The organism is Ichthyenterobacterium magnum (genome assembly GCF_003610635.1).
In the GTDB taxonomy this organism is placed as follows: Bacteria; Bacteroidota; Bacteroidia; order Flavobacteriales; family Flavobacteriaceae; genus Ichthyenterobacterium; species Ichthyenterobacterium magnum.
In genome coordinates, this window is record NZ_RAQJ01000001.1 from 282,890 (window position 1) to 304,272 (window position 21,383).

19 protein-coding genes are annotated in these 21,383 nt (G+C 30.8%); 6 read left to right on the forward strand and 13 right to left on the reverse strand.

Translation table 11 applies throughout. The features are described from left to right. Positions 1-168: 168 nt before the first annotated feature. From BXY80_RS01420 to alaS, 8 genes are all read right to left on the reverse strand, one after another. Entirely contained in the window at positions 169-819 is a 651-nt protein-coding gene (locus tag BXY80_RS01420; RefSeq protein WP_120199438.1) for a response regulator, read from the reverse strand. Between the two features lie 4 nt (positions 820-823). Next, entirely contained in the window at positions 824-1,402 is a 579-nt protein-coding gene (locus BXY80_RS01425) for a hypothetical protein (RefSeq protein ID WP_147376091.1), read from the reverse strand. Between the two features lie 55 nt (positions 1,403-1,457). Then, positions 1,458-3,326 (reverse strand): tetratricopeptide repeat-containing sensor histidine kinase, encoded by a 1,869-nt coding sequence (locus tag BXY80_RS01430; RefSeq protein ID WP_120199440.1) that lies wholly within the window; start codon positions 3,324-3,326, stop codon positions 1,458-1,460. A 36-nt stretch (positions 3,327-3,362) separates the two neighbouring features. Then, on the reverse strand, positions 3,363-5,303 hold the full coding sequence (locus BXY80_RS01435) for a tetratricopeptide repeat-containing sensor histidine kinase (RefSeq protein WP_162843256.1): 1,941 nt from the start codon (positions 5,301-5,303) through the stop codon (positions 3,363-3,365). Between the two features lie 206 nt (positions 5,304-5,509). Beyond that, the gene (locus tag BXY80_RS01440; protein WP_120199442.1) at positions 5,510-7,375 is read right to left on the reverse strand and encodes an outer membrane protein assembly factor BamB family protein; all 1,866 of its coding nucleotides are present in this window, start codon (positions 7,373-7,375) and stop codon (positions 5,510-5,512) included. A gap of 11 nt (positions 7,376-7,386) precedes the next feature. Beyond that, positions 7,387-7,908, reverse strand: coding sequence for a DUF6252 family protein (locus BXY80_RS01445; RefSeq protein WP_120199443.1), 522 nt, complete (start codon positions 7,906-7,908; stop codon positions 7,387-7,389). Positions 7,909-7,988: 80 nt separating this feature from the next. Further along, positions 7,989-8,939 carry a GSCFA domain-containing protein gene (locus BXY80_RS01450; protein WP_120199444.1) on the reverse strand — a complete coding sequence of 317 codons (951 nt, stop codon included), beginning with the start codon at positions 8,937-8,939 and terminating at the stop codon, positions 7,989-7,991. Next, complete coding sequence (gene alaS / locus BXY80_RS01455) at positions 8,940-11,555, reverse strand: alanine--tRNA ligase (RefSeq protein WP_120199445.1); 2,616 nt, start codon at positions 11,553-11,555, stop codon at positions 8,940-8,942. 107 nt (positions 11,556-11,662) lie between these two features. On the opposite strand from alaS, the gene BXY80_RS01460 reads away from it, so the two are divergent. Genes BXY80_RS01460 through BXY80_RS01480 form a run of 5 tightly spaced genes read left to right on the forward strand, consistent with a single transcriptional unit; the run spans position 11,663 to position 14,835 of the window. Continuing rightward, the gene (locus tag BXY80_RS01460; protein ID WP_120199446.1) at positions 11,663-12,634 is read left to right on the forward strand and encodes a M23 family metallopeptidase; all 972 of its coding nucleotides are present in this window, start codon (positions 11,663-11,665) and stop codon (positions 12,632-12,634) included. 4 nt (positions 12,635-12,638) lie between these two features. Further along, a complete protein-coding gene (locus tag BXY80_RS01465) occupies positions 12,639-12,968 on the forward strand; it encodes a MerR family transcriptional regulator (RefSeq protein ID WP_120199447.1) in 330 nt (109 codons plus the stop codon). A gap of 12 nt (positions 12,969-12,980) precedes the next feature. Then, positions 12,981-13,568: a LemA family protein gene (locus BXY80_RS01470; RefSeq protein WP_120199448.1), complete on the forward strand. Its 588-nt coding sequence runs from the start codon at positions 12,981-12,983 to the stop codon at positions 13,566-13,568. 5 nt (positions 13,569-13,573) lie between these two features. Continuing rightward, positions 13,574-14,014 (forward strand): TPM domain-containing protein, encoded by a 441-nt coding sequence (locus BXY80_RS01475; protein WP_120199449.1) that lies wholly within the window; start codon positions 13,574-13,576, stop codon positions 14,012-14,014. Further along, on the forward strand, positions 14,014-14,835 hold the full coding sequence (locus tag BXY80_RS01480) for a TPM domain-containing protein (RefSeq protein WP_120199450.1): 822 nt from the start codon (positions 14,014-14,016) through the stop codon (positions 14,833-14,835). Before BXY80_RS01475 ends, BXY80_RS01480 begins: the two co-directional genes overlap by 1 nt. 17 nt (positions 14,836-14,852) lie before the next feature. Here BXY80_RS01480 and BXY80_RS01485 read toward each other — a convergent pair whose 3' ends face one another. The 4 genes from BXY80_RS01485 to der all read right to left on the reverse strand — a co-directional run bounded on the left by BXY80_RS01485 (position 14,853) and on the right by der (position 19,788). After that, positions 14,853-17,627: an outer membrane beta-barrel protein gene (locus BXY80_RS01485; protein WP_120199451.1), complete on the reverse strand. Its 2,775-nt coding sequence runs from the start codon at positions 17,625-17,627 to the stop codon at positions 14,853-14,855. A gap of 90 nt (positions 17,628-17,717) precedes the next feature. Then, a complete protein-coding gene (locus BXY80_RS01490) occupies positions 17,718-17,918 on the reverse strand; it encodes a helix-turn-helix transcriptional regulator (protein ID WP_120199452.1) in 201 nt (66 codons plus the stop codon). Next, positions 17,908-18,360 carry a hypothetical protein gene (locus BXY80_RS01495; RefSeq protein WP_120199453.1) on the reverse strand — a complete coding sequence of 151 codons (453 nt, stop codon included), beginning with the start codon at positions 18,358-18,360 and terminating at the stop codon, positions 17,908-17,910. The genes BXY80_RS01490 and BXY80_RS01495 overlap by 11 nt, the downstream gene beginning before the upstream one ends. A 117-nt stretch (positions 18,361-18,477) precedes the next feature. Next, positions 18,478-19,788, reverse strand: a complete 1,311-nt coding sequence (der, locus tag BXY80_RS01500) for a ribosome biogenesis GTPase Der (protein WP_120199454.1) — start codon at positions 19,786-19,788, stop codon at positions 18,478-18,480. Positions 19,789-19,937: 149 nt separating this feature from the next. On the opposite strand from der, the gene BXY80_RS01505 reads away from it, so the two are divergent. Further along, positions 19,938-20,456 (forward strand): GTP-binding protein, encoded by a 519-nt coding sequence (locus tag BXY80_RS01505; RefSeq protein WP_120199455.1) that lies wholly within the window; start codon positions 19,938-19,940, stop codon positions 20,454-20,456. Position 20,457: 1 nt separating this feature from the next. Here the strand turns inward: BXY80_RS01505 and era are convergent, their stop codons facing one another. Next, the gene (gene era, locus BXY80_RS01510; RefSeq protein WP_120199456.1) at positions 20,458-21,339 is read right to left on the reverse strand and encodes a GTPase Era; all 882 of its coding nucleotides are present in this window, start codon (positions 21,337-21,339) and stop codon (positions 20,458-20,460) included. Between the last annotated feature and the right edge of the window lie 44 nt (positions 21,340-21,383).

A 21,383-nucleotide genomic window follows, 5' to 3' on the forward strand; every position in this document is an offset into this window, starting at 1 on the left:
TTTAAACAAAAAAATGTCATTCCTGAGAAAGCAGGAATCCATTAATATTAAAGTCAAAAGTAGATTCCGCATCAAGTGCGGAATGACAAAAACACCCCAATGAGGTTTATAGAAGTAAAGTAAATGCAATAAAATTTAAGGTTTTCACCTATAACTTGGAAAAAAAGGCTAAATTAAATTATTGCGTTTTGCTTTTTGAACTGCTTCTAACTTGCTATGTACTTGTAGTTTTTTGTATATGTTTTCTATATGTTTTCTTACCGTTCCTGTAGACAGAATTAAGTTTTCTGCAATTTTAATATAATTTAATCCTTTACTTAAATGTTCTAAAACTTCGGTTTCTCTATTTGTAAGCTTAATATCTTCTTTATCCTTTTGGCTTTCTATACTCAAAGGATTTCTAAGTAATTTTAATGTTTTTAGTGCTATTGAAGGATTCATTGCTGCACCTCCATTTAGGGTTTCTAAAATTCCGTTATGCAGCTCTTGGGCATTAATTTCTTTAAGTAAATAACCATCTGCTCCAGCTTTTATAGCATTAAATATGTTTTCATCATTATCAAAAACAGTGAGCATTATAATTTTAATATGTGGATATTTTTGTTTTACAATCTGTGTTGCTTCAATACCATTTAAAACTGGCATTTCTATATCCATTAAAATTAAATCTAGATTATGATTATGCTCTAATTGCGTTAATAAATCTGAACCATTCATAGCAGAAAACTTAACACTGAAATCTTCAAAAAAAGACAGTTTTTCTTTTACTGCACTAATTAAAAACGTGTTATCATCAACTATAGCTATCTTAATTTTCATATTACTAATATAAGCTTATGTATCCAAAATTCATATAACAGATAAATCTAGTTGCTTCTTCATTTAGTTCTAATGTATCAACAACTAATCCAATTTTACCTTGTTTTCCACAATCCCAATTTAAACGATAATACTTATTCTTTTTTATTTCTACTGGTACTTTATTATCGTTAATTGGCTTGCAGTTGCAATCGCTAATTGTAGTACTTAAATCTTGCAAATATATTTTAATCTGCTTTTGAGTTTCACTGTCTAAAAGATTTACATAAGACATATTTACCAGCACATTAAAATCATTAACCAATCTGCTTTCACCACTCATAGGTAGGCCATAATCTGCTTGAAATAATGGATAATCTTTAATAAATTCATGATTTGTATTAACGAACTGGTTAGTACTACCAAATAAGCCAGACATTTTACCAGTTATATCATCAAAAGAAGCTCTTTTAATTCTTTTCTTTTTCACCTCTTTGCTTAATGTTTTAAGCGCATCACAGAACTGTTCATTAAATGTGTTGTTTTGAGCAGAAATTTGTATTGCAAAAAACATAAAGCTACTGTATATTAAAATATGTTTCATACTAGAAAAGTATAACTTACTTCACATAAATCATATACGGCAAATGCCGTATATCTTATATCGACAAATGTATTTTGGTTCCTTTTTTTAATTCTGAATTTATTGTAACGCTAGCTCCAATGTCTTGAGCTCTTTTCTTTATGTTGTTAAGCCCATTGCCTAAACTAACTAAGTTTAGGTTAAAACCTTTTCCGTTGTCTTCAACAACTATATTTAGCTTACTTTCTGCATCATAAATATTTACGCTTATAACACTAGCTTCAGCATATTTTATAGCATTATTTAAGGCTTCTTGTATAATTCTATATACATTCATTCCAATAACTGAAGTAAACTGTTTATTTTTTATTATGTCATCTTTTACGTTAAAATTAAACGCAATGTTATGAGAAGCAATATTGGCTTTATCAATAAAATTTGAAATACGCGTTTGCAAATCTTCAAAGCTTATTTCGCTTTTATTCATTGCCCAAATGGTATCTCTCAACTCATAAATAGTTGTGGTTGTAAATTCACTTATATTTTTGAGTTTATCATTTAGTTTTTCTGGTAGTTTAAATCCGTATTTTAAATTGTCTAATGACGAAATAATAAATGTTAGTTGTGCGCCAATATTATCGTGTAAATCTCTAGATATTCTAAGCCTTTGATTTTGCAAACGACTTTGCGTTTCAATTTTAACTAAAGCATCTTTTAGTTGGTTTTCTTTTTTTAATTGCCTGTTTTTTAGTTTTTGTTGACTGTATAACAAATAACCTAAAAGTGATAGTATTAATGCTAAAGCTAGCAAACCCAAAATGTAATAGTTTTTCTTACTAAGACTTAACTCTTTTTCTGCTATATCTGCTCTTTGAGTAAGAATTTCTTTTTCTTTTTTTTCGGTTTCAAACTCAATTTCTAGTTGAGCAATCTTACTAGTTGTCTCAATATTAAGTGTACTATCTTTAAAAACTGAGTAATCTTTAAAAAACCTTAGTGCAGATTTTGTGTCTTTTTTTGCTTCATAATATTGCGAATAATTTAATAAAGCTGTTTCTATATCAACAGCTGTTTTAGATTGGTTGGCATAATAATAAGCGCTATCGATATAAATTTTTGAATCTGCCACTCTATCACTCTCTATTAAAACTTGAGCTATATTATTGTATGATGCACCTACTCCAGCATAATTACCAATACGTCTTTCTATATCAACAGATGTGTTAAAGTATACTAAAGCCGAATCTATTTTTTGCATATAATAATAAACGGCTCCAACATTGTTTGCAGACTCAGCTATTCCTTTTTTATCATTTAGATTTTTTTCAATAGCTAACGAATGCTTAAAATGGCTTAACGCTTTTTCTAAATCGCCATCATTAGCATAGATAATGGCAATATTATTGTATACTTCAGATATTCCTTTTCTATCATTAAGTTCTTCAAAAACTGACTTTGCTTTTAAATGATACTCTATAGCTTTTTCTGGAACACCTAAATAGCTGTAAACCATCCCTATATTGTTTATAACTCTTGCCTTTTCATTTAAATTATTTTTGACTTCATAGATTGTTAATGCTTTTAAATAATTCTCTAATGCAACTTGATAATTGCCTAATTGCCTATTACATCTACCTATATTATTGTATGATGACGCCATTAAAATTGAGTCATTAGATATTGATAATGCTTCTTTTGATAACGCTAAGGCCTTTTCATACTCGCCTAAATCATTATAAACTAAAGCTTGGTAGTTTTTAGATCTTCCAATCTCTAAATTGTTTTTATTTAATTCAGCAATTTTTAAAGCGCGTTGAAGAATTTCTATCGCTTTAGATGGTGTTTCTTTATATATATCTACTGCTGAATCATTAAGAGTTCTGGCTGAATCCTGAGCATAGATATAGCAGTTTAAAAACAAGAAAACAAATAAGAGTTTCTTCATTTTAATTGAATTAATAGCATCTATGAAGATATGAATTTATATTTTGACACGTATTTTAGTGCCGCTAGTTTCATTTGATGTGATAGCAAACTCGCCGCCTATATCATGAATACGGTTTTGCATATTGTTTAATCCGTTTCCTTTTTTAACAGTTTTTGGGTTAAATCCTTTTCCGTTATCTGAAACTTCAAAATGATAAGCATTTTTATATTGACTAACATTAACCTTTATCTCTGATGCTTCTGCATGTTTTATACTATTATGAATAGCTTCTTGCAAAACACGATGAATATTCATCCCTTCAACAGACGTAAATTCTTTACTTAAGTTAACCGAATTATCAATAGCAAACGAAAAATTAATAGCATCATCAATACTATTTGCTTTATCAATAAAATTTGATATTCTAGCTTGTAAGTCTTCAAAAGAAATTTCACTTTTATTCATTGCCCAAATGGTGTCTCTAAGCTCATAAATAGTTGAAGATGCAAAATTGCTAATCGCGTCTAATTTAGATGTTAGCTGCTCATCTTTAATCTCAAATCCATATTTAAGATTATCTATAGATGAAATAATAAAAGTAAGCTGAGCACCAATATTATCATGTAAATCTCTAGATATTCTTAATCGTTGTTCTTGCAAACGGTTTTGAGTTTCTATTTTAACTAGGGCATCTTTAAGTTCATTTTCTTTTTGTAGTTGCTGATTTTTTAATTTTTGCTGATTATAAAATAAGTAACCTATAATTCCTAAAATTAAAGCAAGGCCAATTAACCCATATAATTGATAGTTGCGCTTTTGTATGGTTAGACTTTGTTCTGCTAATTCTGCACGTTGTATTAAAATTTGCTTTTCTTTTTTTTCTGTATCGTATTGTACTTCTAAATCTGCAATGGCTTTAGCGTTTTGCTCTGAAAACAGTGAGTCTTTAATAGCCACAAATCGATCAATATATGTTCTTGCAGTTTTAATATTGCCAAGCATATAATTACTTTCGGCAGCATGCAAAAATAAATCAGCCGAATAGTGTTCAAAATCTGGATATTTCTTTATAATATCAAAACCTTTTTTAGCAAAGAACAATCCTTTTTCAGGCTTATTTATATGATTATATGAAGACACTAAATTTGCATATGCTACTAAATTGCCTTTCTCATCTGCATTAAAATTATCAGGTTTATCTAATGCTTTTAAATGTATTTCAATTGATTTGAGATAATCTCCATTAATATGATAACTGTTTGCCAAATTATCTAACAGCCTATAATAGTCTAACAAATTATCTGAAGTTTTTGCTAATTTTAATCCTTCTTTATAAACAGAAATAGCATTGTCTATTTGACCTAATTCTTTATAACAAATACCAATATTATTTAATGAAGCAACTTGGTCTTTTTCTAATTTATATTTTTTTCTAATTTCTAATGCTTGTTTATGATAATCAAGAGCTTTCTCACTCAAATTCATTTCTTGATAAATCAAGCCGATATTGTTTAATGGTACAGATACAGACTTTTCATCATTTATATTTTCATACATTTTTAATGCCTGAAAAAAGTAGTTTAGTGCTTCATTATAATTACCATTATTCCAATTAAACATGCCAAGATTATTAAGGCACATACTCTCAATTATTGAGATTTTATGTTCTCGGCTAAGTTTTAAAGCCTTAGTAAAATAGAATTTAGCAGAATCTAACTTTCCCGTAACATCCATATAGATACCATGTGTGTTTGTAAGCTCTGTTAATCCAAACATGAATTTTTTTTCTTTAGCTAGTTTTTTCCCTTTTATAATAACTTCAAGAGCTTTATCGGTATCATTAAAAATATAACTAAACCCTATTTTGTTATACATTCTAATTTTAGCAGAGTCATTTTTAGTTGCATTTGCTACAGTAAGTAAACTATCTAAATTCTGAGAAAAGATATTGCTATAGCTTAAAAGAAGGATTAAAAGTAATGCAAGTTTTTTCATTTTAAATAATAAAAAAAGCATCAGATTGTATTTGCCTTTTGGGACACTTACATTAACTGACGCTTTTTTAAAAAAATTGATTAATAGCATTACGAATATATAACTTAATGGTTTTGTGTTCTTTTTTTTTCGACGAGAAGCAATTAAAAAAGATTAAGCGTAATCCTACAAAAAATTACGCCTAACCATAATCTCAACAACAAGATTTAATTATTAAGATTGTATGCGTAAATTGTTTTATCGTTTGGCTTATAGTATAGATAGCCACCAAACTCATCTACTTTATATGCTGGTTTTTTGTCTTTTAAAACAATTTCTTTTTCTACAGTACCAGTATCTTTATTAAGTTTTACAAGCCCAATACCATCATCTAATTTAGTAAGAATAAATTGAGCGTCTTTGGTTGCCGAAGTAGCTTTAAAACGTTTTAACATTTCTGCTACCGAAGCTCCAGAAGCAGCTGCCATTCCTTTAGATAAATTATTTAAACGATCTCCTCTTGCAGTATATTGACCTAAGTAGTTACGCTCTTTTCCCGCTTCATATGCAGCAGATGCAGAAGCTGCTGCTGTAGCTACTGCTGTTACACCTGCCAAAATTGCCCCAAAAGCACTTTTTCCTGGAGCACGCTTATACTCATGCCAAGATGCATCTCCGTTCCAATCTAAAAACATCATGTTTTGGTCTGATGCTAAAAGCACGCCTCCATCTCTAACCTCAACAGAGGTAGGATTTTCTTTACCTTCAAAGTCTGCTTCAGTTAAAATTTCAGATGTTCCAGTATTAGCATCGATTGAAAATAGTACTTCATCTGCAGCAATTAAAAACCGATTATTCTTCTTATCATAATCTGAACTTACAACATCAGCACGTTTAAACTTCAATGGTTTTTTCCATACTTGATCTCCAGTATTTAAGTCTACAATATTTGCGTCTTCTGAAGTGATATAAATTAGGCCTTGAGATGTTTCTGCCATTGTTAAAATATTCTCACCTGTTTTTAAAGGCTTTTTAAATAGTGTTTTTCCATCATAAGAAATTTTATTAATTCCTCCTTCTTTAATTCCAAATAGAATACCATCATCCATTACATAAAAATGCTGAACATAGCCTTTTGTTTTAGGTGCTTTTTCCCACAAGTCTTCTCCATTAGCAGCACTTAACATGGTGATTTTTGATTCTGCCTTACTAGCCGCCAACTTTGCTAAGCCTTTTTTTCCAGAAGAGGCAACATCACTTACAACTGCTATACCTTGAGGCAAAATTTGAAAATTAGAAATACTTCCTTTTACTTTACGTTCATCTGCCCAAGCTGAAGATCCATTGGCATTAATTTTATAAATCTTGGTGTTTTTACCATTAGCTGAGCCTGTAAAAGCATAAATTTCTTTTTCAGTTTCATCAGCAACCATCCAAGCTACATTTTTAAGCTCATTCTCCCAAAGCACATTTCCTGAAGTCATGTCAACTTTCATCAAACCTTTTGTTGTTGGAATAATTACACCATCAGAAAGTACTAATGGAGTTCCCATAGCTTGTCTAGATCCTTTAAACTTATAAAAGCTAACCTGATCTCCTGTATTTAAATCATAGATAGCTACAGCTTGTGCATACTTTTCTTTTGCTCTTCGCTGTCCACTAACAATTAATTTATTTTGAGGCATTAATACTTGAGACATTCCTATGGCTTTCCAACCATTTTTTTCTGTACTAAACACAGTTTTTCCTGACATATAGTCTATAACAGCACTTTTGGTTTGCAAGCCTCCAAAACCTGTTTGACCAACTACTACATAAGGTGCTCTAGGTATAAATTTTAATTCTTCAGGTTTAACTCTTCCGTAATCTGTAAAGTTGAATAATAATCCATCTTGTCCTGGTTTAATCCCTACTAAACCATCATTAGTGGCTACCACCACAGTTCCTCCTTCTGTAATAGTCATATCGTTAATCTTAGCACCAAAGTCATAACTATTGTCTGGTGTTTCAGCCTTTTGAGCCAGAAGTGTTGTTGCACTTAGCATAAGCATAACAACTACCAAGCTTTTTATTTGAATTAATAGCGTTTTCATAATAAAAGGTATTAATCAAATATGGCTTTAAAACTACCTTGAGTTACAACTTTAGTTGTCATATCATCTGCATTGTAACCATCAAAACTAAATGTTCCTTCTACTGTAGTACCATCGTCTGAGGTGATTTCTATTGTTCCTGGATTTAAAGTTCCAAGAGCAGCAGTAGCCAAGTTTGAAGCCCAACCAGCAACAGGACTAATTTGCAAGTATTGAATTAGGTTTGCATTAGTTAAGTTATCTCCTGTTGTATATGTACCAACACCATTATAATTTTGGATTGCAAAATTAATAGTATTGCCATTGTTATCGCCTCCTTGTACGGCTAGAATACCATTAGTAGATTGCGCGCCTACTATTACAGCCGGACTTTGTGAAGCAGCAAAATCTGCACCATCAATTTTAGCTGTTAAAAATTCGTTACCATTTCCGCCTCCATTATCTCCTCCATTATCGTCGTCACTTGAACACGATGTTAATGTTATTAATGATCCAATCATTACAAATAACATAAGTTGTTTTAAATTTCTCATTGTTGAATATTTATTTGGTTAATATTAACCCAAAATTGCAACTAATTGAGAATGAAATCAATACGACAAATGCCGTATATTCAAAATATAATATGAGGAAACTTAGAGTTTACAATGGCTTTCTTGTTCTCTAATTTTTGAAGAAATAACTGATGCGTATTAGATTTTGGATTAAATGGTCGATGTAATAAGCCTTTTTGAATACTATTTACGTCTTCCATAGTTTCATTAGATGATTCTGAAATCCAAACAGCCTGAAACTTATTCCAAATGTAATTGATTGCTGTTTGATTTGGGTGAATCATATCATCTGTATAAAAACGATAATCACGAAGCTCATCCATCATTATTTCATACGATGGAAAATAATACTGCTGCTTTTTTGATTCTACTACTTGATGAATAGCAGAAATTAAATGCGCTTTGCTTTGTGCGTTTTCTACAAAACCATCTTTAAGATGTCGTACTGGTGACACAGTAAAAACAACTGATACTTTAGAATTTACGCTTTTTATTAATGCCATAGTAGATTCTAAGCTTTCTACAATTGCATCAACAGACAACAATTCTTTTAAAAATTGTTTTTGAGGAATTTTATGGCAGTTAGCAACATAGCTATCTGTTTCTATAAACCTATATAACCAAGCAGTACCTAAAGTAATTATAATATGTGTTGATACGTTTATTTGTTTATTTGTTAGCTGAATATTTCTATTTAAAGATTCTAACAATTCTTCTTTAGAAGTAGCACTTAATTGCGAATGCGCATCAAAACAATGCCAACGTTCGTTATGAAAAAAGATGTCTTGTTCTGTATATTTTTTTTCATTTATAGCATTGGTTAAAAATGTTTCAATAGCTAATGGATGAAATAAAATACCAAAAGGGTTTATGGCATTTTGAAACTTAAAATAGTTAAGCTTCTCTCCAATATTTTCAACAAAACATGAACCTACTAATAGAATATTAGATTTATAGTCTATTAGATTGTTAGACTGTTTTTTTAAAGATATTTGAGTTTGAAGTTTCAATTACACTAAATAATCTTTTGCTTTTTCTAATGCGTCTTTTATACCATCTGGATTTTTTCCTCCAGCTGTTGCAAAAAACGACTGTCCGCCACCGCCACCTTGGATATACTTACCAAGCTCTCTTACAATTTGCCCTGCATTTAAATCTTTACTAGCAACCAATTCTTTAGAAATATAACAAGACAATATGGCTTTACCATTTTGGTTTGCTCCAAATAATAAGAATAGATTGTCAAACTGGCTTCCTAACTCAAAAGATACATCTTTAATTCCTGAAGCATCTAAATCTATTTGTTTTGCTAAAAACTGTACGCCATTAATTTCGGTTAGTTCATTTTTAAGGTCGCCTTTTATATTTTTAGCTTTGTCTTTTAATAAGCCTTCTATTTGTTTTTTTAAATCTGCATTTTCGTCTTGTAAAGTTTTTAATGCTTTAACAGGTTCTTTAGCATTGTTTAACAAATCTTTCATTTCAAAATAGGCGCGATTGTTTTCAAAATAAAAGTCTTTTACAGCATCATTTGTTATTGCTTCAATACGGCGTATTCCTGCAGCAACAGCTGCTTCAGATCTAATTTTAAAGTGCCAAATATCTGATGTGTTTTTCACGTGAGTTCCGCCACATAACTCTATAGATTGCCCAAATCTAATTGCACGAACTGTATCACCATATTTCTCACCAAATAAAGCCATTGCACCTTCGTCTATAGCTTGTTGCATTGGTATGTTTCGTTTTTCTTCTAAAGGTAATTTTCCTTCAATTCTACGATTTACAAAATTTTCAACTTCTCTTAATTGATCTACTGTAACTTTAGAAAAATGAGAGAAATCAAAACGTAAATATTTAGAATGTACAGCTGATCCTTTTTGTTCTACATGATTTCCTAAAACTTCTCGTAAGGCTTGGTGCAATAAATGTGTTGCTGTGTGATTACACTCTGTTCTATAACGCTGCTTAGCATCTACAACCGCTTTAAAAGTTTCGTCTAAATGCTTAGGCAAATTTTTAGTAAAGTGAATAATAACATTACTTTCCTTTTTAGTGTCTAAAATATAGACAACATCTCCATGTGTGTCTTCTAAGTAACCTTTATCTCCAACTTGTCCGCCACCTTCTGCATAAAAAGGAGTAAGATTGAATACAAGTTGATACATCTCTCCATCTTTTTTAGAAGTGACTTTTCTATATCGTGTAATTTTTACTTGTGCTTCTAAAGTATCATAACCAACAAACTCTTCAACATCATCCTCTATTAAAATCGTCCAATCATCTGTAGACATTTCACTTGCAGCTCGCGAACGACTTTTTTGTTTTTGAAGCTCTTCGTTAAACCCTTTTTCATCTAACTTTAATCCTTTTTCTGAAAGAATTAATGCTGTAAGATCAATAGGAAAACCATAGGTATCATACAGTTCAAAAGCTTTTTCTCCAGAAACAGTATCTCCTTTAGTTTCTTCTACAATACGGTTTAACAAAACTAAGCCTTGATCTAAGGTTCTTAAAAATGATTGTTCTTCTTCTCGTATTACATTTTCAATAAGTTGTTTTTGAGATTTTAACTCTGGGAATGCTGTTCCCATTTTTTTACTCAAAACATCAACCAATCTATAAATAAACGGTTCTTTTTTATCTAAAAATGTAAATCCATAACGTACAGCACGACGTAAAATTCTACGTATTACATAACCAGCTCCTGTATTACTTGGCAACTGTCCATCTGCAATAGAAAAAGCTACAGCACGAACATGATCAGAAATAACACGAATAGCCACATCTATTTTTTCGTTTTTACCATAATCCTTATCAGTTATGGTTTCTATCTCACGAATAATTGGAGTAAATACATCTGTATCATAATTAGATGTCACACCTTGCAATACCATACACAAACGTTCAAAGCCCATTCCTGTATCGATATGCTTGTTTGGTAAGTTCTCTAAAGAACCATTAGCTTTTCTGTTATATTGCATGAATACGAGATTCCATATCTCAACAACTTGTGGATGATCCATATTAACTAAAGATTTACCATCTATTTTTGCTTTCTCTTCAGCAGAACGAATATCAACATGAATCTCACTACAAGGTCCACATGGTCCTTGATCACCCATTTCCCAAAAGTTATCTTTCTTATTTCCCATAAGAATTCGGTCTTCAGGAATTAAGGCTTTCCAAAAATCATAAGCTTCTTGATCCATAGCTAGATTATCTGCATCATCGCTACCTTCAAAAACAGTTACATATAAAATATCTTTATCAATTCCGTAGACTTCAGTTAATAATTCCCAAGCCCAAGCAATAGCTTCTTTTTTAAAGTAATCACCAAAACTCCAATTTCCTAACATCTCAAAAAGTGTGTGATGATACGTATCATAACCTACTTCTTCTAAATCATTATGCTTTCCAGATACTCTCAAACATTTTTGAGAATCTGCAATACGATTATTCTTTGGTTCAGCATTTCCTAGAAAAAACTCTTTAAAAGGTGCCATTCCAGAATTTACAAACATTAACGTAGGATCGTCTTTTAATACCATTGGAGCAGATGGTACAATACTGTGTTTTTTATCTCCAAAAAAACTTAAAAAGGTATTGCGAATGTCTTGAGACTTCATAATCAGTAATTAACAAGCTTGTTTCTATTAAATTGCTTTAAGTGTGAAACAATTTATATATTTGTGTTTCGTTCTATTAATCTTGCAAAAATAGAACTTTTTAAGATATGTCTAAGGTAAAATATTATTACGATTCTGAAACACTCTCTTATCGCAAAATAGAGCGTAAAAAAAGGACAACACTTAAGTATGCTTCAATGTTTATTTTAGCAGCTGCGCTTTTTGGCTTTTTATTTGTTTTTATAGCTAGCCAATTTATTGAATCTCCTAAAGAAAGAGAACTAAAAAGAGAATTATCTAATCTTGAATTACAATACAAATTAATTAACAAAAGATTAGACGATGCTTTTGCAGCATTAGAAAATGTTGAAGAACGAGACAACTCCATTTACAGATTATATTTTGAAGCTAATCCAATTCCTAACGAACAGCGAAGAGCAGGTTTTGGAGGTATAAATAGATATAAAAAATTTGAAGGTTATGACAATTCTGCTTTAGTAGTAGAAAGTAATAAGCGTATTGATCAATTGCAAAAAGCTATTGTTGTACAGTCGCGCTCTTTAGATGAAATAGCAGTTTTAGCAAAAGACAAAGAAAAATTTTTAGAAGCAATACCAGCTATTCAACCGGTAAACAACGAAGAGTTAACACGTATGGCTTCTGGTTATGGTTATAGAACAGACCCGTTTACCAAAGTTAGAAAGTTTCATTTTGGAATGGATTTTACTGCACCTAGAGGCACTCCAGTATATGCTTCTGGTGATGGTATTGTAAAACGTGCAGATAATAGTGCAACAGGTTATGGTAAGCATATTAGAATAGATCATGGTTATGGTTATATGTCGTTATATGCGCATTTAAATAAATATAAAGTACGAGCCAACCAAAAAGTAAAACGTGGCGATTTAATAGGTTATGTAGGAAGTACTGGTCGCTCTGAAGCACCACACTTACATTATGAAATTTTTAAAGATGGAGAACGTATAAACCCTATAAACTTTTATTACGGAAACTTATCTGCTATTGAATATGAAAATATGCTAAAAAAAGCACTCCTCGAAAATCAATCTTTAGATTAATATTATGTACGTAGAACTTCCAGAAAAAAGATATTATGGCATTGGAGAAGTTGCAAAAGCTTTTAATGTAAACACCTCTTTAATTCGGTTTTGGGAAAAAGAATTTGATGTCTTAAAACCAAAAAAAAATGCAAAGGGAAATAGAAAATTTACACCTGAAGATATTAAAAACCTAAAGTTTATTTATCATTTAGTAAAAGAACGTGGTTTTACTTTAGAAGGCGCAAAAACACACCTAAAAGAAGAAAAACAAAAGTCTTTGAGTAATTTCGAAATTATAAGTAAATTAGAAGGTATTAAAGCTCAGCTAATTAAAATTAAAACACAACTTTAAAACTCGCTTATTATGAAAAAATGGATTATTCCTATCGTTCTTATAGTACTACTTCTTTTTTGGGGAACTAGTGTAAACAATACTGCAGTAGACCTTCAAGAAGCCACAAAATCTGAGTGGGCTGATGTTGAAAGTTCATATCAAAGACGTAATGATTTAATAGGTAATTTAGTTAAAACAGTACAAGGTGCTGCAGATTTCGAAAAAGGAACTTTAACAGCAGTTATTGAAGCTAGAGCTAAAGCAACATCTATAAACATAGACCCAACAAATATTACACAAGAGCAATTAGCCAAATTTAATGAAGTGCAAGGTGGATTATCTGGAGCACTAAAAAGTTTATTGGTAACCGTAGAACGTTATCCAGAATTAAAAGCTAATCAAAATTTTCTTGAACTTCAGTCTCAATTAGAAGGCACAGAAAATAGAATTAATGTAGCTAGAGATCGTTTTAATGATGTAGTTAAACCTTACAATCAATATGTTAGAAAAGTGCCTACAAAACTAATAGCTAGCTTAATGGGTTTTAAAGAAATGGGATATTTTGAAGCAGAAGATGGAAGCGATAAAGCTCCAGACGTAGATTTTGATTTCGAATAGAAAATATGTCAAATTCTATAGAAGACTTTTTACCAGCAAGTTCAGAAATTGAAGTTGTAAAAGCCATTAGAAAAGCTGAGCAAAATACTTCTGGTGAAGTTAGAGTGCATCTTGAGAAAACATCAAAAGGCAATATTGATTCTCGAACTCTTGAAGTCTTTAATATTCTAAAAATGTACAACACCAAGCTCAGAAATGGTGTATTAATCTATGTTGCTGTTGATGACAAAAGTTTTGCAATTTATGGTGATAAAGGCATTAATACTGTAGTCTCAGATAATTTTTGGAACAGTACAAAAGATATAATTCAAAATCATTTTAAATCTGGAAATTTTAAACAAGGCCTCGTTGATGGTGTGCTAAAAGCTGGAGAACAACTAAAGCATTTTTTTCCAAGAACAGATGGTGATGAAGACGAACTAACCAATACAATATCTAAAAGCTAATGCAACAACTGAAGCATATTACGTTTTTAGTAACTTGTCTTTTATTTTCGATAAGTATAACTGCTCAATTTGAAATTCCGGAAAAACCAAAAAAGGCAAATCCAGATGCAGTTTATGATTATTACAAATTACTATCTCCATCAGAAAAAGCACAGCTAGAAAACAAGCTTATAAAATATTCAGATACAACATCTACCCAAATTGTTGTGGCAATTATTCCGTCTACTCAAGGAGAATATATTAATTACTTAGGCACAAAATGGGCTCATAAATGGGGCATTGGACAAGAGAAAGAAGATAATGGTGTTTTTATTTTATTAGCAAAAGATGACCGCAAAATCGGTATTAATACTGGTTATGGCATAGAGCATTTACTTACTGATGCTATATCAAAACGTATTATTGAAAGAGACATTATCCCTTATTTTAAACAAGGCGATTATTATGGAGGATTAAATCGTGGTACTGATGCTGTTTTTGAAGTTCTAAATGGAGAATATCAAGACACAAGACAATCAAGCTCTGGCGATTTTCCGTTTGGTTTTTTTATTTTTCTATTCTTTGTTTTTATAATCATCCTTATTGTTATTTCTAAAAATCGTCGTGGTGGTAATCAAGGCGGAAGAGGATTTAGAGACGACACTACAAATCGTGACATCCTTGAAGCCATTATATTTAGCAACTCAGGTCGTGGAAGCTACAGAAGAAGTTCTGGTGGTTTTGGCGGCAGCTCATCTGGAGGAAGCTTTGGCGGTGGTGGTTTTGGTGGTGGCTTTGGCGGCGGCGGCTTTGGCGGCGGCGGCGCTTCTGGTGGCTGGTAGCTTCTATAAAAATGGTGTTAGTGAAAGAAAATCATATCTCCTTTACCCGTTTCTCCTTTTTTACCTAGACTATTAAATTTCCAACTAAAACTAAGCATAAAGTATTGCTCTAAAACTGTACTTTGAGAATCTTGAATGTAATTTTGTGTAGCAGTTCGTCTTGCATTTGTATTCTGATTTAATAAATCGTAAACCTTTAAAGTTAAGGTGCCGTTATCCTTTAACATTGAATACGCCAAAGTTGAATTCCAAAACCAAGCACTTTTTTGAAACCCTTGTGCAACATTAGGGTTATAGCTGTAATTTATATCGTTTTGCCATTCAAGTTTTTTAGGTACATAAGTTCTGGTTCTAAGCCCAAACGTATGCCTTAAAAAGTCTTGGTCATCAAAATCAGCTATATCATATTTATTACTAGAAAAAGACAGTCTATAACTTGGTATTAACTCTAAAACTTTTTTCCAAGTAAAAGTCAAACTTGTATTAGGTGTTATAGATGTATTCTTTGAAGTATATTGAACATTATTATTATAATTAATTGTACGTTCAGTATTTGAATACAAACCAACTCTGTATTTTAATGTCTTAAGTGTATCAACTTTTATTGTTTTACTATAACTTGCACTTGCATAAGCTGAATAGTTACCATTAACATTAGCATATGTTGTATTTCTTACTAAGTCATCATTTACAATTGTTTTAGAAACAACCTGATTATTAATAATACTTAAATTCATATAAGAATAAAATCCAGTTTTTTTCTGAAAATCAAAACTATTATATCCTAAATAGAAATCATGACTATTAGCTGGTTCAAGGTTTGGGTTACCTGTAATTATATTTAACGGATTAGATACATCTTGAAATGGTTGCAATTGACTAATTTGTGGCGGACGATTACTTAAGTTGTAACCACTATACATTGATGATTTAGGGCTGAATTCATAATTAAAATTCGCTCCCAATTCGATAGCTTCAAAATCTCGCTTTAAACTTAGCTCTGGTCTAAGTGCATCGTTATTTTCTAAGGTTCTAAATACATAACCTCCATCTACACTTATAGACCATTTTTCTTTTTTATAAGTTAAATCTAAACTTGGTGTACTTCTTCTATTTGTATAATCAAAATTAGTACTTAACTCAGTATTAAATAATGTATAATCTTGTGCTGCTGCATCAAAATCAAAAGTATTTTTAACACGCTCTCGCTTATCATTTCTAATACTATATTTAAAATCTAAAAACAGTGTTTTAGCAAGTATTGGTAACCGATATTTAATACTGGAATATATACTCTTTAATGATTGTTCTCCATCACTAAACTGGTCTCTAATAATATTTTGCGAAACATCTTCAAAGGTTGTCTCAGAACCAATAAAATCGTCTGTTTCTGTAGTATTAAATTCAGTACTAAAAGATGCTTTTAAAAATGCTCCTTTGTCTCCAAAACGCTTAGTAATATCAAAATCGTTACTAAAGTTTTTACCTGTTACTTCTGTAAAAGAAGATAAGTTTGATGCATTTATCATTGCATTTTCTTCACTAAAAGAGTTTTCATTACTAGTATATAATGTTTTAGATTTATTAAGTCTAAATGAAGGACTTATATTGATTAGAAATGTAGAATCAATTTCAATATCAAACTCCAAATTAGCACTGTGGTTATTAGAGTCGTTAGATGACTTTGACCTAGACACAGTAAAATATCTTGAATCGGATAAGATATTTTCTCTGTTTGTAACTGTTTCGTTTTCTGAATTGCTAGTAGCTAAAAAGTAATCTCCATTAACATCTACGCCTTTAGATAGTACATCAGCATAATTTGCTCCAACGTTGGTAGATTTGGTAATGCCTTCACCTCCACCAAAAGAACGTCCGTCAATTCTAAATGAACCATTACTATTAAATCTAATACTTCTGCCACCACCAAACATTTTTCGTATTTCACCAAAACTAAACCCTGGCGAATTAATATTATTGCCTCCGGCTAAAACACTTATACGTTGGTCATTATCAAACACATTTAATAAACCTGCAAATTCATAACGCTTTTCTGTGCCAGTTCCTGCTGCAACTCTCCCAAAAACACCTTTATTGTTTTCTTCTTTAATAGTGAGGTTTATTGTTTTATTTTCTTTATCTCCATCTTCCCCAGAATAAGCTTCAGATTTAGTTTTTGTATCTGTAATTTGAACCTTTTCAATAATATCCTTAGTCAAGTTTCTTGTCGTTATTGTAGGATCATTACCAAAAAATGGTTTACCGTTAACTAATATCTTATTAACTTCTTTTCCATTAACCTTTATTTTACCTTCATCATCGACCTCTACACCTGGAAGTTGTTTTAACAAATCTTCGACATTAGCATCCTTTTTTGTTTTAAACGATTTTACATTAAATTCTAGGGTGTCCTTTTTTATTGTAATTGGCACTCTAGATTTAACAACAACTTCATCTAATTGATTACCGACTTCTAATAAAATATTGCTTAAATTAATTTCTGCTTTATCAATTATTATTTTTTGAGAATAGTTTTGAAACCCAATAGAAGAAACAGCGATATTTAAACTTTTATCATAGGTATCATCTATCAACTCAAACTTCCCATTTTTATCTGTTATTGTATAAGTAACTAAAGTTGAATCTTTTAAGCGTTCTAAATAAACGGTTGCAGATTCTAAAGGAGATTTATCATCTGCTGCAACAACTGTTCCTGTAATTTTAAACGATTTTGATTGCGAAAAACAAAGAGATACACAACAAAGTGTAAAAATTAAAATAATTTTCCTCATGATTTGATTGATGGTTGATACTTAGTATTATCTTTTTGTAAACGATAGTAAGAAGACTTTCGTATGAATTTTCTTAATTAATATCATTTTTTAATCTTCAGGTTCTAAATAAAAAACATCTTCTACAGTTAGCTTAAATAATTTAGAAATTTTTAAAGCTAAAATAGTAGATGGTACATATTTACCTTTTTCTATAGCATTTACAGATTGTCTACTTACATCAATCTTTTTTGCTAAATCGGCTTGTGTAAGATTATGTCTGGCTCTTTCAATTTTTATATTATTCTTCATTAATAATTGATTTTAATTTTAAAAAATTGAATCTTACAATAAAAAACATCAAAGGTGTAAACATATTAAATACAAGCACATCAAAAAAAGTAAAATCATACACAAATGCAATTGCAAAAATTAAAATGACATAATTAAAAATGATAGCCCAAACTAATGAATCAATCCTAAGTTTATAAATAAACTCATCTTCAACCTTTTCTTTAGTAAAACCTATAATTAAACCACCAATTATAATTAATAAAGCTACTAACTCATCAATAATACTATTTTCAATAATTTTAAAAAACATATCATCATTATAAATGGATAATACATTTACTTTTAATAAATCAAATTCATACCCACTTGCGATTAATTGAATACCTAGAACAAGTCCGATAACAAAAAGAATCCAACCGAACAATTTAAACCTATGCGGTAGTAAATAGCTTGCTTTCATAACAATCTTGCTTTTAATTACATCAACAAATGTAAAGCAAAATGTTCTAAATGTAAAATATAATTGACAAAAAGTAAAATATAATTGCTAAATAATACATTAGTAACTAGCGACATCCTACTTCTTCCTCATATAAACGCTAACAGGAACTCCATTAAAATCGAAGTGTTCACGAAGTTTATTCTCTAAAAAACGTTTGTATGGATCCCTAACATATTGAGGTAAATTACAAAAGAATGCAAACTGCGGCTGTGGTGTTGGCAATTGCATAATGTATTTAATTTTAACAAATTTTCCTTTATATGCTGGTGGCGGATAGTTTTCTATTAGTGGTAAAAGGAGCTCGTTAAGTTTACTTGTTTTAATCTTTTTTGATCTATTTTTATAAACCTCTACTGCTGTTTCTATAGCCTTAAAAATTCGTTGTTTATTTAATACTGAAATAAATACAATTGGCACATCTGTAAAAGGTTCAATTTCTTTTCTTATTTTTCTTTCAAAATCACGGGTTGTCATCGTGTCTTTTTCTACTAAATCCCATTTATTTACCAGAATAACAATGCCTTTACGGTTTCGTTCTGCTAACCAAAAGATGTTTTGAACTTGTCCATCAAATCCTCTAGTAGCATCTAATACCAATAAACATACGTCTGCATGTTCTATAGCTCTAACGCTTCGCATAACAGAATAAAACTCTAAATCTTCTTTTACTTTAGATTTACGACGAATTCCAGCTGTATCAACTAAATTAAATTCAAACCCAAAACGATTGTACTTAGTATCTATTGAATCTCTAGTTGTACCTGCTATATCTGTTACGATATAACGGTCTTCTCCAATTAATGCGTTTATAAATGACGATTTACCAGCATTAGGTCTACCAACAACAGCAAAACGCGGTAATGCAGCTTCCTCTTTTTCCTCTTCTTCAATTTCTGGTAAGGCTTCAACCAATGCATCTAATAACTCTCCAGTACCACTGCCATTAATACTAGCAATTGTATAGTATTCACCAAGTCCTAAAGCATAAAACTCTACGGCATCTTCTGCTCGCTTGCCATTATCTACCTTATTAACAGCTAGAAAAACTGGTTTGCTAATTTTACGAAGTAATTTTGCAACATCTTCATCCATTCCAGTAACACCAGATTCTACATCAACCATAAAAATAATAGCATCTGCTTCTTCTATTGCTAACTCTACTTGCTTATCAATCTCTGCTTCAAAGACATCATCACTTCCTTTTACATATCCACCTGTATCAATGAGCGAAAATTCTTTTCCATTCCAATCGCTTTTACCATAATGGCGATCTCTAGTAACACCGCTTACGGCATCAACAATAGCTTCTCTTCTCTGTATCAAGCGATTAAAAAATGTTGATTTACCAACATTTGGTCTTCCTACAATTGCAACTATACTACTCATAATTTATGTTTTATCTGCATTACATATCCTGTAAGCGGCTGCGAAGATACTAAATAAGTACTGATGCAGCATAGAATTTACGTTAAACATTAAATAGGTGATTATATTAAATAAAAAATAGTAATTTGAAGCTCAATTTCAAAATAAAAATGTCGACTACTAATGCTATAGTTTTAAGGCCTCGCTTTAAGTTTAACGTTAAACAGGATAATGAACTGCTTTTAAAACTGTTTGAAGACACTAGCCAAAAACAATCAGATTTTATAGTATCTAGAATTGATGATCACGTATTTATAAAAATACCTAAAGAGAAACAACATTTTTGGTCACCGCAATTACACTTAGAAATCAATAAAAACGACACAAATAATCACAGTACTATTTATGGTTTATTTGGTCCAAACCCAACAGTATGGACTATGTTTATGTTTCTTCATTTTATAGTTGCAGGATTATTTATTGGTTTTGGTATTTGGGCTTATGTTAATTGGAGCTTAGAGAGCGATTATGTTATTCAACTATTTGTTACATTACTAATGATAGTATTATGGTTGGCTTTATACTTTGGTGGTCGTTTAGGAAAGAAAACTGGGATGAGTGAAATGCACCAACTACATCACTTTATGCGAGATACACTTAGAAACAAAGATATTCATGCAGAAATTTAAATTACTTCTGGTTATACCCAAAACGCTTTAACTGACGCTGATCGCTTCTCCAGTTTTTATTGACTTTTACATAGAGTTCTAGATGAACTTGTTTACCAAAAAACTTTTCTAAATCTTTTCTAGATTCAATTCCAACACGTTTTAAAGCAGAACCTTTATGACCAATAATAATTCCTTTTTGGGTATCACGCTCAACCATTATTACAGATCGCATACGAATGATATTTTCTTCTTCAAAAAATTCTTCTGTATCTATCTCAACAGCATAAGGAATCTCCTTTTTATAATGCATTAAGATTTTCTCTCTAATAGTTTCATTAACAAAAAAACGTTCTGGCTTATCTGTTAACTGGTCTTTAGGGTAAAAAGGTGGTGACTCTGGAAGGATTTCTATAATACGACTAAACACTTCTTTTACATTAAATCCTTCTAAAGCTGATACTGGAAAAATCTCAGCATTTGGTACTTTTAATGACCATTCTTGAACCTGCTCCTCAAGAAACTCTTGATTAGACATGTCAATTTTATTTAAAAGCAATAAAACTGGAATTTTAGAATTTGTGATTTTATTAAAAAAAGCATCATCTTTAAGTGCTTTTTCTCCAATCTCAACCATATAAATAAGTACATCTGCATCATCAAAAGCAGATTTAACAAAATCCATCATAGATTCTTGCAATTCATAAGCTGGTTTAATGATTCCAGGAGTATCAGAAAGAATGATTTGAAAATCCTCACCATTGACTATTCCTAAAATACGATGACGTGTAGTTTGTGCTTTAGATGTAATTATTGATAATTTTTCACCTACAAAAGCATTCATTAATGTAGACTTACCAACATTTGGATTACCAATAATATTTACAAAACCTGCTTTATGCATTCTTATTTATTTTTTACAAAGATAAAATTAATACCTTAGGTTTA

What these genes read in the sequence shown, in the direction of transcription:
- BXY80_RS01420 (WP_120199438.1), bottom strand. Translation starts at nt 819, where the DNA reads ATGAAAATTAAGATAGCTATAGTTGATGATAACACGTTTTTAATTAGT.
- BXY80_RS01425 (WP_147376091.1), bottom strand. Translation starts at nt 1,402, where the DNA reads ATGAAACATATTTTAATATACAGTAGCTTTATGTTTTTTGCAATACAA.
- BXY80_RS01430 (WP_120199440.1), bottom strand. Translation starts at nt 3,326, where the DNA reads ATGAAGAAACTCTTATTTGTTTTCTTGTTTTTAAACTGCTATATCTAT.
- BXY80_RS01435 (WP_162843256.1), bottom strand. Translation starts at nt 5,303, where the DNA reads ATGAAAAAACTTGCATTACTTTTAATCCTTCTTTTAAGCTATAGCAAT.
- BXY80_RS01440 (WP_120199442.1), bottom strand. Translation starts at nt 7,375, where the DNA reads ATGAAAACGCTATTAATTCAAATAAAAAGCTTGGTAGTTGTTATGCTT.
- BXY80_RS01445 (WP_120199443.1), bottom strand. Translation starts at nt 7,908, where the DNA reads ATGAGAAATTTAAAACAACTTATGTTATTTGTAATGATTGGATCATTA.
- alaS (WP_120199445.1), bottom strand. Translation starts at nt 11,555, where the DNA reads ATGAAGTCTCAAGACATTCGCAATACCTTTTTAAGTTTTTTTGGAGAT.
- BXY80_RS01460 (WP_120199446.1), top strand. Translation starts at nt 11,663, where the DNA reads ATGTCTAAGGTAAAATATTATTACGATTCTGAAACACTCTCTTATCGC.
- BXY80_RS01465 (WP_120199447.1), top strand. Translation starts at nt 12,639, where the DNA reads ATGTACGTAGAACTTCCAGAAAAAAGATATTATGGCATTGGAGAAGTT.
- BXY80_RS01470 (WP_120199448.1), top strand. Translation starts at nt 12,981, where the DNA reads ATGAAAAAATGGATTATTCCTATCGTTCTTATAGTACTACTTCTTTTT.
- BXY80_RS01475 (WP_120199449.1), top strand. Translation starts at nt 13,574, where the DNA reads ATGTCAAATTCTATAGAAGACTTTTTACCAGCAAGTTCAGAAATTGAA.
- BXY80_RS01480 (WP_120199450.1), top strand. Translation starts at nt 14,014, where the DNA reads ATGCAACAACTGAAGCATATTACGTTTTTAGTAACTTGTCTTTTATTT.
- BXY80_RS01485 (WP_120199451.1), bottom strand. Translation starts at nt 17,627, where the DNA reads ATGAGGAAAATTATTTTAATTTTTACACTTTGTTGTGTATCTCTTTGT.
- BXY80_RS01490 (WP_120199452.1), bottom strand. Translation starts at nt 17,918, where the DNA reads ATGAAGAATAATATAAAAATTGAAAGAGCCAGACATAATCTTACACAA.
- BXY80_RS01495 (WP_120199453.1), bottom strand. Translation starts at nt 18,360, where the DNA reads ATGAAAGCAAGCTATTTACTACCGCATAGGTTTAAATTGTTCGGTTGG.
- der (WP_120199454.1), bottom strand. Translation starts at nt 19,788, where the DNA reads ATGAGTAGTATAGTTGCAATTGTAGGAAGACCAAATGTTGGTAAATCA.
- BXY80_RS01505 (WP_120199455.1), top strand. Translation starts at nt 19,938, where the DNA reads ATGTCGACTACTAATGCTATAGTTTTAAGGCCTCGCTTTAAGTTTAAC.
- era (WP_120199456.1), bottom strand. Translation starts at nt 21,339, where the DNA reads ATGCATAAAGCAGGTTTTGTAAATATTATTGGTAATCCAAATGTTGGT.